The organism is Thermoactinomyces intermedius (assembly GCF_013912365.1).
GTDB lineage: Bacteria > Bacillota > Bacilli > Thermoactinomycetales > Thermoactinomycetaceae > Thermoactinomyces > Thermoactinomyces intermedius.
Genome location: NZ_JACETT010000003.1, coordinates 147,877 through 160,881 on the forward strand (window position 1 = coordinate 147,877; position 13,005 = coordinate 160,881).

General features: G+C 50.0%; 13 protein-coding genes. 1 reads left to right on the forward strand and 12 read right to left on the reverse strand.

Annotation, left to right across the window (positions count from 1 at the left end; translation table 11 throughout):
- Positions 1–36 precede the first annotated feature (36 nt).
- The gene (gene splB / locus H1R82_RS01285; RefSeq protein ID WP_181731327.1) at positions 37–1,062 is read left to right on the forward strand and encodes a spore photoproduct lyase; all 1,026 of its coding nucleotides are present in this window, start codon (positions 37–39) and stop codon (positions 1,060–1,062) included.
- Here splB and spoIID read toward each other — a convergent pair.
- The 12 genes from spoIID to H1R82_RS01345 all read right to left on the reverse strand — a co-directional run bounded on the left by spoIID (position 1,050) and on the right by H1R82_RS01345 (position 13,001).
- Positions 1,050–2,114: a stage II sporulation protein D gene (gene spoIID, locus H1R82_RS01290; RefSeq protein ID WP_232333919.1), complete on the reverse strand. Its 1,065-nt coding sequence runs from the start codon at positions 2,112–2,114 to the stop codon at positions 1,050–1,052. The two genes, splB and spoIID, sit on opposite strands and share 13 nt — an antisense overlap.
- Positions 2,115–2,214: 100 nt before the next feature.
- Positions 2,215–3,510, reverse strand: coding sequence for a UDP-N-acetylglucosamine 1-carboxyvinyltransferase (gene murA, locus H1R82_RS01295; RefSeq protein ID WP_181731326.1), 1,296 nt, complete (start codon positions 3,508–3,510; stop codon positions 2,215–2,217).
- Between the two features lie 18 nt (positions 3,511–3,528).
- Positions 3,529–4,257, reverse strand: a complete 729-nt coding sequence (locus H1R82_RS01300; RefSeq protein ID WP_181731325.1) for a YwmB family TATA-box binding protein — start codon at positions 4,255–4,257, stop codon at positions 3,529–3,531.
- A gap of 73 nt (positions 4,258–4,330) precedes the next feature.
- Positions 4,331–4,573 carry a DUF1146 family protein gene (locus tag H1R82_RS01305; RefSeq protein ID WP_037996714.1) on the reverse strand — a complete coding sequence of 81 codons (243 nt, stop codon included), beginning with the start codon at positions 4,571–4,573 and terminating at the stop codon, positions 4,331–4,333.
- A 147-nt stretch (positions 4,574–4,720) separates the two neighbouring features.
- Positions 4,721–6,229 carry an NADH-quinone oxidoreductase subunit N gene (locus H1R82_RS01310; protein WP_181731324.1) on the reverse strand — a complete coding sequence of 503 codons (1,509 nt, stop codon included), beginning with the start codon at positions 6,227–6,229 and terminating at the stop codon, positions 4,721–4,723.
- Between the two features lie 4 nt (positions 6,230–6,233).
- Complete coding sequence (locus tag H1R82_RS01315; protein WP_181731323.1) at positions 6,234–7,754, reverse strand: complex I subunit 4 family protein; 1,521 nt, start codon at positions 7,752–7,754, stop codon at positions 6,234–6,236.
- Entirely contained in the window at positions 7,751–9,607 is a 1,857-nt protein-coding gene (gene nuoL, locus H1R82_RS01320) for an NADH-quinone oxidoreductase subunit L (RefSeq protein WP_181731322.1), read from the reverse strand. Before nuoL ends, H1R82_RS01315 begins: the two co-directional genes overlap by 4 nt.
- A gap of 40 nt (positions 9,608–9,647) precedes the next feature.
- On the reverse strand, positions 9,648–9,953 hold the full coding sequence (gene nuoK, locus H1R82_RS01325; RefSeq protein WP_181731321.1) for an NADH-quinone oxidoreductase subunit NuoK: 306 nt from the start codon (positions 9,951–9,953) through the stop codon (positions 9,648–9,650).
- 1 nt (position 9,954) lies between these two features.
- Positions 9,955–10,458 carry an NADH-quinone oxidoreductase subunit J gene (locus tag H1R82_RS01330; RefSeq protein ID WP_181731320.1) on the reverse strand — a complete coding sequence of 168 codons (504 nt, stop codon included), beginning with the start codon at positions 10,456–10,458 and terminating at the stop codon, positions 9,955–9,957.
- On the reverse strand, positions 10,458–10,901 hold the full coding sequence (gene nuoI / locus H1R82_RS01335; RefSeq protein ID WP_037996710.1) for an NADH-quinone oxidoreductase subunit NuoI: 444 nt from the start codon (positions 10,899–10,901) through the stop codon (positions 10,458–10,460). The genes H1R82_RS01330 and nuoI overlap by 1 nt, the downstream gene beginning before the upstream one ends.
- 25 nt (positions 10,902–10,926) lie before the next feature.
- Positions 10,927–11,901: an NADH-quinone oxidoreductase subunit NuoH gene (gene nuoH, locus H1R82_RS01340; RefSeq protein ID WP_181731319.1), complete on the reverse strand. Its 975-nt coding sequence runs from the start codon at positions 11,899–11,901 to the stop codon at positions 10,927–10,929.
- Positions 11,901–13,001: an NADH-quinone oxidoreductase subunit D gene (locus H1R82_RS01345; RefSeq protein WP_181731318.1), complete on the reverse strand. Its 1,101-nt coding sequence runs from the start codon at positions 12,999–13,001 to the stop codon at positions 11,901–11,903. The genes nuoH and H1R82_RS01345 overlap by 1 nt, the downstream gene beginning before the upstream one ends.
- Positions 13,002–13,005 lie beyond the last annotated feature (4 nt).

Sequence of the window (13,005 nt, forward strand, 5' to 3'; positions counted from 1 at the left end):
TACTTTAGAAAAGGTTTGGCAGAAGGAGGTGAAACGGTGATAAAACCCTTTGAACCCGATCTGGTCTACTACGAACCCGGAGCCTTGGACTATCCGCTGGGAAAAGAATTGGTGGCAAGGTTCCAAAACATGAAGATTCCGGTCCGGCCGACGACCTCGCACAACCAGGTGAAAGGCCTGCCGGGAAAAACCCCGTTGGATAAATACCGGATTGCCAAGCGGACCTTGGTCATCGGGGTGAAGAAATCATTGAAATTCGAACAATCCAAGCCCTCGGCCGAATATGCCATTCCGCTGGCCACCGGCTGTATGGGCCATTGCCATTACTGTTATCTGCAAACAACGCTCGGAAAGCGTCCTTATATCCGGATTTATGTCAACCTGGATGAAATTTTTTCCCAAGCCGAAAAATACATTCAAGAACGCGCTCCGGAAATCACCCGGTTTGAAGCCGCATGTACTTCCGATCCGGTGGGCATCGAGCACATTTCCGGGTCGCTTTTCAAAACCATCGAATTCATGGGAAAACAGCCGTTGGGTCGTTTGCGCTTTGTCACCAAGTACGCCAACGTGGAACCCCTTTTGAATGCCGACCACAAAGGACATACCCGTTTTCGCTTCAGCATCAATGCCGATTATGTGGTCAAGCATTTTGAACCGGGAACCTCCCCGTTGCCGGACCGGATCGAAGCCGCCGGAAAGGTGGCGGAAGCCGGCTACCCGCTCGGATTTATCATCGCTCCCATCATGTCTTCTTTTTCCGGATGGAAAGAACAATACGAGGCCTTATTGAAAAACTTGTCCGACCGCCTTCCCGAAGTGGATGATTTGACCTTTGAACTCATCACCCACCGTTACACGCAAAGCGCCAAACGGGTCATCGAAGAACGTTACCCCAAGACCAAGCTGGACATGGACGATGAAAAACGGAGAAAAAAATGGGGCCCTTACGGACGGGTAAAGTATGTTTACCCCAAAGAGCAAATGGACGAAATCAAAGATTTTATGCACCGCACCATTTCCACTTACTTCCCCCGGGCAGAAATTCTTTATTTTACTTGATCGGGGGAGAAGGGCTCAATCTTTACCCCCTGGTAATAATGCCGGATGATTTCATCCACCTTTTTTCCCTGTTTTGCCATCAAATTGGCGCCCCATTGGCTCATGCCGACGCCGTGTCCGTATCCGCGGGTGGTAATTTGAAGCTGATCCCCCCGTACCTCCACATCAAAGTCGGTTGAAGCCAATCCCAAGGCTTCCCGGATTTCCCTGCCGGTAAATGTCTGATCGCCAATCCTGATTTTGGCGATTCTTTTTCCTTCCGTACGCCCGGTCACCCGGATCAAACGCGTACCGGTTGAGGCCGGAAGGCTGACCGCCTGTCCGGTTTTCTTTTCCAGCCGGCTGACAAACTCGTCCCATGACAACGTATGCCGGTGAATATATTTCGGGGACATCCGGTCCCATGGGGAAGACACGCTCCGCAAGTACGGATACTTATGTTTGAAATACTCCTCCGAATTCTCAGTATAACCGTTGCTGGTTGAAAAAAACGCGGCATAAATGGGCTTTCCCCGATAGGTGATGATCTGGCCTTCGGTTTCCTTCACGGCCTCCCGGATGGAATTCCGGAAGGTTTCATACCGGGCTTTCCACTCCTTTTTCAACATGTCATCCGTTTTAAAAGCCTGATGGTTCACTGTGTCCGTGACATGTGCTTTCTTTGCTTCTTTCCCCCATTTGGACAGATCCGAATAATCTTTCCGTTCCAGCCGGTCCACGATATAAGTCCGGGCAGCCAAAGCCTGGGCTTTTAAGGCTTCCTTGTGGAAATCCGCCGGCATTTCCGCCGCCACGACCCCGTAAATGTACTCTTCCAACGGCAACTGAACCACTTTTTTCGACTCTGTCAAGTACACTTTGACCCGGATATCCTGATTTTCATTTTGAATCGCTTTCTCTTTTGCCAATGCCTCCGGCGGAACATCGGAATCCAAGGCAACCAAAAACACCGGAACCAAAAGGATGACGCCCAACAGCCCCAACAATGCCATCAGCAATCCTTTGTGCAATCTGTTCTTCGCCTCCATTTGCATCACAGCGTTTACTACCAAGCTATGAAAAAAACCCCCTTTTTTAGAACCGGAATTCGTAGATTTCCTGATAAAGAAAAAAGCGGCTTCCTTTCAAAGAAGCCGCTTGACCTTCGTTTGGTCATGCAAAAGATTTTTGTTCCACCCCGGAACTTTTTTCCTCGCTCACCCGTTCAATTTTGGCTCCCAAACCTCTCAATTTCCCGACAATATCCACATAACCACGATCCACATGATGCAGCTCCGTCACTTCGGTGACTCCTTCCGCCGCCAACCCGGCCAGAATCAAGGCCGCACCGGCACGCAGATCCGTGGCTTTCACCTGAGCCCCCGACAACGGTTTTCCACCTTCAATCAATGCGGTGCGCCGGTCGATTTTAATCTGCGCCCCCATCCGCTTAAACTCTTCCACATGCATAAACCGGTTTTCAAACACGGTTTCCGTCAACATGCTGTTTCCGTTTGCGGTAAGCAAAAGAGCCATCATCTGCGATTGCATGTCCGTCGGAAATCCGGGATAGGGCAAGGTTTTGACATCCACGGGTTTCAACTCCCCTTCTGCACGGACGTGAATCCCGTTTTCGCCGTCAAGCACATGAACTCCCATTTCACGCATCTTGGCAATCAACGGAACCAAATGATCGGAAATGGCTCCTTCCACAAAAACTTCGCCGCGGGTGATGGCAGCCGCCACCATGTAAGTTCCGGCTTCGATCCGGTCGGGAATCACGGTGTATTCCGTTCCCCGCAAAATATCCACGCCATCGATGCGAATTTCATCAGTACCGGCTCCCCGGATTTTTGCGCCCATCGCATTGAGGAAGTTGGCCAGATCCACGATTTCCGGCTCACAAGCGGCATTTTCAATCACTGTCCGGCCTTCAGCCAATGTTGCTGCCATCATGATATTTTGGGTAGCTCCGACACTTGGGAAATCCAGATAAATCGTTGCTCCATGAAGGCGCCCGTCAATGGTTCCTTCAATGTAGCCCTGCCCGATGTCAAACCGGGCACCCATGGCTTCCAATCCTTTCAAATGCAGATCAATCGGCCTGCTTCCGATGGCACATCCTCCCGGGAGAGGAATCCGCGCATGTTTTTTTCTGGCAAGCAGGGGTCCCATCACCAAAACAGAAGCTCTCATCTTGCGCACCAGTTCATAAGGCGCTTCGGTGGATCCCACTTTTTCTGCATTGATCACGATTTGGTCATCACCCAGATCGGCTTGGATCCCCAAGCGTTTCAACAGTTGAGTGATGGTTTTCACATCTTCCAAAAGCGGAACATCCGTAATTTTGATGTCCCCTCTGGATGCCAAAATGGATGCGGCAATCAAAGGAAGCACCGCATTTTTGGCGCCATGTACTTTCACTCTTCCTTTTAAACGTGTTCCGCCTTGAACGATGATCTTTTCCAAAGCTTTTCCCCCCAAAAACTAATATTCGATGGTGATAATTGGCGTGCCTAAAGTGATAACCATGCGATGGGCATCCTGATTCATCCGAACGGCCGCTTGCATATTCATCATGCCGCCTCTGGTCTTGATGCCTGCCGGCAACAACGGAGAAAGTGCGGAGATGCTGATGGTATGATCCGTGTGCATCGCTTCCACCTCTTCCGCTTTCAACAACCGGAAAATCTCCGCAAGTAAATGTTCCTCCTGTTCGTTTTGCACCGGCCTGCTTCCCTGAACAGAATAATGATAAGATGGAGTAATGCCATGATTTAACAACACACGCGTCACATGATCGCGGGCGGCTTGCCAGTTTTCCCGGTCACTTCCTTTTCCTTCCAATTGAATGGACAAATATGGATGGTTGAGTGCTTCAGACGGTTCATCATTGATCACAACCATTTTCACCAAAATGTTTTGTTCAATGATCCCTTCCGCCGAAAATTTTATTCCGTCAAACTCATCATTGCGTTCTGCAGGTCCGATATTGAATGAACGACTCAATGCTTGTGTCCACTCTTCGATCTCTTGCCGGCTCATTGCCCGGTGCAGCCGGTTTCCATAATGCAGCACATATCGCTCCGGCTCCACGCCGACTTTCTTGAACGCTTGGATCAATTGCCCTTCAGGCCGGGATTGTTCCTGTGATCCAATGAATAAAAAAGGCAAAAAGACACAAAAGAGAATCACTTTTTTCACAATCCCCCACATTTTCCATCCCTCTCCCCAAATTCTTATTATTCCCATTCTTCACATTCAGGGGAAAGGATATACGTGGAACCGGTCAGTGAATCAGCTGGCTGATCAGCCTGGACCAACTGAGATAATCAATAAAAAAGGACGCCAGTTGATGCCCGAGAATGATCGACAAGACGATCATCAAGGCTCTGATCTGAGCCGTGTGATTCTTTTTAAACAGTTGCTCGATGCGCATGCCCAGCAAAATCCACCAGACAAAGGCAATGCTGAGGATCGAGAGGAATATGTTCACCAGCCCCGACAAGGCCAGCTGCGTCGTCCCATCCATAATATGCACTCCCTCAGGCATATGTTCACATGCTACCATGGTACAAAAAAAATGGCGAATGCGCAAAAGATATTTTTGCAAATGCATGAACAAAACAAGCATACCCCTCCTGACGAAGGGTATGCTTTCACCGGATAAAAAGAGACTCTAAGGGGAAGAATTGGCGGCTTGGGAGAACGCGGACATCCAATCCAGATCTCCCAAGGCTTGAAAGAAGTAGTCCGGCATCAATCCCAACAAAAGGGTGCCCAAACATCCGATCCCGATCACAGCCATCACCGCCCAAGGGACGTTCAGCTTTCCAACCTCCCCGGCTTTTCTAAAATAGATGTGCCGGGCAATGCGAAAATAATAGTAATAAGAAATCACCGTTGTGATGATCATGATGAGCGCCAGCCAATGATGGGAACCGGCCACCGCGCTCATCAAAATGTAAAATTTCCCCACAAACCCCGCCGTCACGGGAAGGCCGGCAAGAGACAAAAGAAACAGGGTCATGATCACCGCCAGCCCCGGCGAACGCTGGTACAATCCGGAAAAAGCTTTCAAATCATAGGTTCCCACCTCTTTTCCCACAACTTCAATCACCACAAAGGCCCCGGCCGTCATGAACAGATAGGCGATGAGGTAATACACCAGACTCGGGAACAAATCATATCCCACAAATCCCATCGTGGCGGGAGGAACCAGCAGATAGCCGGCATTGGCGATGCTGGAGTAAGCCATCAGCCGCTTGGCATTGGTTTGGCGTAATGCCACCGTGTTTCCCACAATCATGGAAGCCGCTGCCATGATCATCAATGTCCAGGAAATCACTTCATTCCAGACACCGTTTGACACCAGGGGAATATAGGCCCCGAGCAATATCCGGAGTACCAGGGCAAACGCTGCGGCTTTGGACACCACAGCCAGAAACACCGCCACCGGGGTGGATGCACCCTGATAAACATCGGGAACCCAAGTGTGGAAAGGCACGGATGAAATTTTAAAACCAAACCCGACCATCATCAAAAAGAACGATAAAAAGAGGAACAGCTGGTAATCAGTTGCCGCCACTTCCGCCACACGGTCCCGTATCTCAAACAAATGGGTGCTTCCGGTCAATCCGTAGAGGAAGGACATCCCGTACAGGATAAAAGCGGAGGAAGCCCCTCCCAAAACAACATATTTCCACGCCGCTTCGGTCGCATCGGTCCGTTTTTTCCGAATCCCGGCCAATATGTAGGATGAGAGGCTCAAAAGCTCCAAGCCGACAAACAACGTGATCAATTCCGCCGACGACACCATAATCATGGCACCGAGCAATGCGGTAAGAAGCAAAGAATAATATTCGCTTTCCGCTTTCAACTCTTCGTCCTTCCGGAAGGAAAACAAGAAAACCAAAGCCGTTCCGGCAAGCAAAATGGCTTTGAGCGTCAAGCTCAAATGATCAATCCGGTACGAATCCCCCAAAATCTGATACGGTTCATGCCCCCAACCCATACCGACGAAAACGCCTGCCGCCAAGATGGCAATGAGCCCGAAGATGCCCATCCATCTCTTTGACACCGTTTCTTTCAACAACAAATCCAAAATCATCAACAGAGCGGCGACAACGACGATCGTCAGCTCGGGGGCCATCACCCTCAGGTCAAAATCCAGCAATGTTTGCATCATGCCCCTACCCTCCGATCCGAGATACAATAAGATCTAACGTTTCTTGCATCGGTGCACTCAAAACGGCCGGATAAACACCGATCAGGACAATCACCATCACCATCACCAACATCGGAAAGGTTTCGCGCCAATAAAGATCACCAACCGCCTGAAAACGTTCCGGCAACGGCCCGAAGGTCGTTTTTAACACGGCACGCAATGCATAAACCACGGTGAAAATCAACCCGAGTGCCCCGACCGCTCCAATCACCGGATGGTTTTGGAACACGCCGAGATAAGCAAGAAACTCGCTGATAAAACCGGAAAGCCCAGGCAATCCCAAAAGCGCCAATCCACCGGTCAGGAAAATTCCCGAAAGTACCGGTGCCGATTTGGCCAGTCCGCCCAGATCGTCCAATTCCGTCGTTTTGGCACGCTCATAAATGCTGCCGACGAGGAAGAAAAGCAGTGCCGAGATGATACCGTGGGACACCGCCTGAAAAACCGCTCCGTTTAATCCGGCCGTATTTATAGCGGCCAGTCCGAACAAAATGATTCCCATATGGCTGACACTGGAATAAGCCAGCACATGCTTCAACTCTTTTTGCACAATGGCAATATAAGCTCCGTACAAAATGTTCACCAAGCCAAACACGGCCAGATAGACGGAAATTTCCTTCATTTGCACCGGGAACAATCCCAGCCCGAACCGGATCAAACCGTAAGCCCCCATCTTCAGCAGGACCCCGGCATGAATCATCACCACCGGGATGGGAGCTTCCACGTGCGTTTTTAACATCCAGCTGTGGAAAGGAAACACGGGCAACTTAATGCAAAATGCGATCACAAGGGCCGCAAACGTTCCCCACAGCATCGTTTTCAAAGCCGGGGGCAGCAGTGAAAATTGCCCCATCACTTGATCCATCCGGTCTTGCAACGCCGAATAGTCCAACGTGCCAAAGAGAAGCAGCAAAGCCACCATGGCAAACAGAAGGAATCCGGATCCCAGACCGTTAAACAACAAAAACTGGTTGGCTGCTTTCTCCCGGCCCAAAAACCCCCACTTTCCGATCAGAAAATAAGCGGCAATCAATGTGACTTCAAAGAAGATGAAAAAGAGAAACAGATTGGATGCGGCAAAAACCCCGATCATCCCTGTCTCCAAGAGCAAAAACAGCTGGTAAAACCCTTTGGTCTCCTCCCTGATGAACCCGGATGCCGCGGCAGCCACGGCACTGATCAGGGTGGTCAAAACAATGAAAGGAAGCGATAATCCGTCCACTCCCATACTGTAATGAAAGGTCCACGGTTCTCCCTGTAAGAGGGGGATTTGAAACCAGACAACCGATTTCACCCACTGGAACCCTTTCAACCCCTGATCAAATTGCGCATACATCAACAAGGACAACAAAAGCGGCGGAAGTGTGGACAAAATCCCGCAAATCCGGTGCCAGCGCACTTTCTCACGGGGAAGAAAAATGAGAACCAAAACCCCTAAAAGCGGGAGAAACGTGATCAGTGAAGGCATCCAATCAAACCGACTCATTTAAATAACCTCCCCGCTGTCATTCCTACCATCAAAAGGACAAACCCAATCACACTCACCAGCACATAAGTCTGTGCCTGCCCGTTTTGGATCCTGGAGCCCAAACGCCCGGTCAATTGGACGACCCAACCGACAAACCGGACAATCCCTCCGATCACAAACCGGTCCCATCCGGACAAAAACCATCCGATGCCTTTGGTCGTCCATACAAACAAATATTGATACAATTCATCCACATAATATTTGTTCAAAACCAGGCGATGGAGCCAGGGAACGGTTTGTGCCGCCTGACGGGCACTGAACTTTCCTTTTCCGTAAAACAGCCAGGCCAATCCGATCCCGGCCAGGGAAACCGCCACCGTCACGACCGCCAACCACACCGGAGCCGATGCGGCATCGGGAACGGATCCGTTACCGGCGGCCAGCCAGTGTTCAAATCCCCCGCCGGAAAGCAAACCGACCCATCCGCTTCCAATCGAGAAAATCCCCAGCACGGCCACCGGAATCATCATCACGGCCGGCACCGGCCGGTCAGCCTTGGGTCCCCGCGGTTCCCCGGCAAACACCAGAAAGAAAAGGCGGAACATATAAAGAGCCGTGAAGAAGGAGGCAATCAACCCGGTGACAAAAAGCCCCGTCCTTCCATCCTGGTAAACGGAAAACAAAATCTCATCCTTGGAGAAAAATCCGGAGAAAGGCGGAATCCCCGCAATGGATAAACAACCGGCCAAGAACCAGACACCGAGTTGGCGGTGGGTTTTCCAGAGCCCTCCCATTTTCCGCAAATCCTGTTCATGGGCGAGCAAGACAATGACCGCCCCGGCTCCCAAAAACAACAACGCTTTGAAAAAGGCGTGGGTAAAGAGATGGAAAACCCCGGCAACATATCCGGCCGAACCCAGGGCCAACATCATGAAGCCAAGCTGGCTCACCGTGGAATAAGCAAGCACCCGTTTGATGTCATGCTGCATCAATCCGATGGTCGCGGCAAAAATCGCAGTGAATCCCCCGATATAAGCCACCACATCCATGGCAGAAGGGGATGACTGAAAGAGGAAAAACAGATTGGCAACGAGATAAACCCCGGCAGCTACCATGGTGGCGGCATGGATCAGGGCACTGACCGGCGTCGGACCTTCCATGGCGTCCGGCAACCAGGTATGTAACGGGAACTGCCCGGATTTTCCAACCGCTCCGATAAAGATGAGAACCGCCAACAAAGTGATCAAGCCGGGGGACATTTGCCCGGAAACCACAGCCGTTTTCAAATCGGAAACTTCAAAGCTTCCCACATGCCAAAACATCAGGACAATGGCAATGAAGAAACCGACATCCCCGATTCTTGTGACGACAAATGCCTTGCGTGCCGCTTCCCTGGCTTCCGGTTTGAAATACCAAAACCCGATCAACAAGAAGGAACAAACCCCGACCAATTCCCAAAAGATATAGATCCACAACAGATTGGCCGACATGACCAGACCAAACATGGAAAAAGTGAACAAAGCCAAATAAGCATAAAACACCCGGATCCGATCATCCCGTTCCATATAACCGTAAGAATACAGATGAACCAGAAAACTGACGATGCTGATGATCAGAAGCATCAAGATTTGCAGGGAACCCAGATGGATGCTGAAAGAAACCGCAACGTCCCCCAGATTCAACCAGGGAATGTTCCATGTGACGGTTTCCCCGGACAACCAAACATAAACGGACAGCAACAAAGAAAGAAACGTTGCCGTCACTCCTGTTGCGGCCGCAAATTTCCTTTGAATGAATCCACGGCCGGACAGAAGCAAAAGAAATGCAATGAATGGAAAAAGAGGAATCAACAGAGCCATGTTTGCTTCCATTTCTGACCCTTCCTTCTTTTTAGAAGTTTGATCGCTTCCGCTAACCTCTCAGCGAATGATAACGGTCGGCTTCCGCCGTGGACACCTGCCGGTACAAGGCAATCAGAATGGCAATCCCCACGGCCGCTTCCGCCGCTGCCACCGTAATCGTAAACAGCGTGAAGATTTGGCCCGTCAGATTGGGAAACAGCCCGAATTTGGAAAATGCCACAAAGTTGATATTTGCGGCGTTAAACATCAACTCAATGCAGAACAGAACCATCACGGCGTTTTTCTTCGTCAGCACGCCATACAAACCGATACTGAACAAGATGGCCGACAAAGCAAGGTAAGAAGTGATGACCATCTCATTTCTCCTCCCTTTTTGCCAGAATGACTGCCCCGACCAGTGCCACCAAGAGTAAAATCGAAGCCAGTTCAAACGGGATCACGTATTCGGTGAAGACCCGCTCTCCCAGCCGGACGACGTTCCATCCTTCCCCGTTATGCGGTTCGCTCCACACCGGTACCCGGTATATGATCCACATCATGACGCCAAAAAAGGCGGCGACAGCGATAAAACCGAGCACGGCATGCCAAGGTGCGACCGAACTTTTCTCTTCATCCCGGTGTTTGGTCAACATGATCCCGAACAGCATGAGAATCGAAATGGCCCCGGTATAAATGAGCACCTGGATCACCGCCAAGAACTCGGCGTTTAAGAGCAAATAAATGCCTGCGATACTGAAGAAAGTGAATGCGAGCGCCAAAGCCATATGGATGACCCTTGTGAAGTTGATCATGAACACGGCCCCGCCAATCGCCATGACGGAAAGGATAAAAAATGCAATGAATTCAGCGTTTACGGGCATTATTTTTTTCCTCCCGGTTTTTTGATGAGATTGGTGCTGTTTTCTTTTCGAATCTTTGTGTTATTTTGGTTGAGCCACTCCAAATCTTTAAACAATTCATCCCTTCCGTAAACGGCGAGCTCATAGTTATTGGTCATGACAATGGCTTCCGTCGGGCAGACTTCCGTGCATAAATCGCACAAGATGCAAATTTCAAAGTTGATATCGTAAGTGTCAATCACTTTCCCTTTCTTTTCCGGATGCTTTTTCCCCGTCAATGAAATGCAATCGGTCGGGCAGATGCGGACACATTGGTTGCAGACAATGCATTTTTCCGGATCGAAATGCTGTATTCCGCGAAAGCGGTCGGGCATCTCGAGCGGCTCATCCGGATAACGGTAAGTGACCTTCGGCTTTGTCATGTTTTTGAGGGTGACCCCCAACCCTTTGATCAAGCCAAGCACCATTTTCCCCTCCAATCCGTTTCCGTTAATAATAAGTCCCGATCACCGGCACTTCTTTTAAAAGACAAGTCAGCAAAATATTGAAAAGAGCCACCGGCAACAACACCTTCCATGCAAATTGCATCAGTTGGTCCACACGAATCCTCGGCATGGTGGCTCTCAACCAGAACAGGAAAAACACGACCAGCAAAAATTTCAATATAAACCAAATGACCGGCGGAACCCACGTGAGGCCAAACGGTGCATTCCATCCGCCCAGATAAAGCACGGTCGTCAGGGATGCCATGGCAAAAATGTAGGTATACTCCGCCAGCATAAAAAATGCAAACCGGAAACCCGTATATTCCACGTGGTAACCGGCCACCAGTTCCGATTCGGCTTCCGGCAGGTCAAACGGCGTCCGGTTCAATTCCGAAACCGATGCAATCAAAAAGACCACAAAACCGATAAATTGCGGGAAAATAAACCAAACCTCTTTTTGGGCCTCCACAATCTCGGCAAGGTTTAAAGAACCGACTGACAAAGCGATCCCGACGACAGACATCACCAGTGGAATTTCATAACTGATCATTTGCGCTGCCGAACGCATCCCGCCGATCAATGCATATTTGTTGTTGGAAGACCAGCCTCCCACCATGATTCCGATGATGGTAATGCTGGAAACCGCCATGTAATACAGCAAACCGACTGCAAAGTCAGAAAACTGAATGGAAGGGGTGAAAGGAATCACCGCAACCACGGCAAAAGCGGGAACAAAGGCAATTGCCGGCGCCAGTTTAAACAATCCGGCATCCGCTTTTTCGGGAATGACATCTTCTTTGATGAGCAGCTTCAAAACATCCGCCACGGTTTGAAACATCCCCCGGGGGCCCACCCGGTTCGGGCCGATCCGGTTTTGCATCCAGCCCAGCACTTTCCGCTCAAACAAAATGGCATACGTCACAAACCCGAGCACGATCAGCAAAAGCAAAACCGGTCCGATGATCATCCACGGATTCATCAACAATCCACCTCCCCGAGCACAATGTCGATTCCGCCCAAAATCGCCACCAAATTGGATATATTCTCCCCTTTTAATAAAGTCGGGAGTATCTGTAAATTATAAAAAGACGGACGCCTGAACTTTAACCGCCACGGTTTGTCTTTCCCGTTGCTGACAATGTGGCAGCCCAGCTCTCCCCGTGGAGATTCGATACCGCAATAAATCTCTCCTTCCGGAACCCGGAGAACCCGGGGAACTTTCCCCATGACCGGACCGCTTTCAGGAAACTGAGCAACCGCTTGTTCAACGATTTTCAGCGATTCATCAATTTCCCTCATCCGGCACAAATATTTTTCATACAAATCTCCGGTTTTCCCGACCGGCACATCAAATTCAAACCGTTCATAAATCGCATACGGCTGGTTCTTCCTCAAATCCCAATCCACGCCGGTCACCCGTAAATTGGCACCCGACAATCCGTATTCAATGGCCAGTGACGGCGAAACCACCCCGATTCCTTTGGTCCGCTGAATAAAGATTTCATTTCCGGTGATGAGATCATGGTATTCTTTCATTTGCCGTTTCATGTTCTCCACGAATTGCCCGACCTTGTCAATCCAACCCGGAGGCGCATCCCATTTGACACCGCCCACGCGCATATAGTTGAACGTGATCCGGGCACCACACAACTCATTAAACAGATCCAAAATCTTTTCCCGGTCCCGAAATGCATATAAAAAAGGGCTTAAAGCACCGATATCCAACAAATACGTTCCCATCCAAACCAAATGGCTGGCAATCCGGTTCAGCTCCATCACAATGACCCGCAAAAATTGAGCCTTTTCCGGAACTTCCAGTTGCATCAGCTTTTCGGTGGCATGGACGATGGAATAATTGTTGGTCATGGCGGACAGATAGTCCATCCGGTCCGTATAGGGAATGATTTGCGTATAATTCAGATCCTCCGCCAGTTTTTCAGTTCCACGGTGGAGATATCCAATCACCGGCTCGGCATCCACAATGATTTCCCCGTCTATTTTCACGACCAAACGGAGCACACCATGAGTGCTGGGATGTTGAGGTCCGACATTCAGCAACATTTCTTCCGTTCTAAGCACAAGG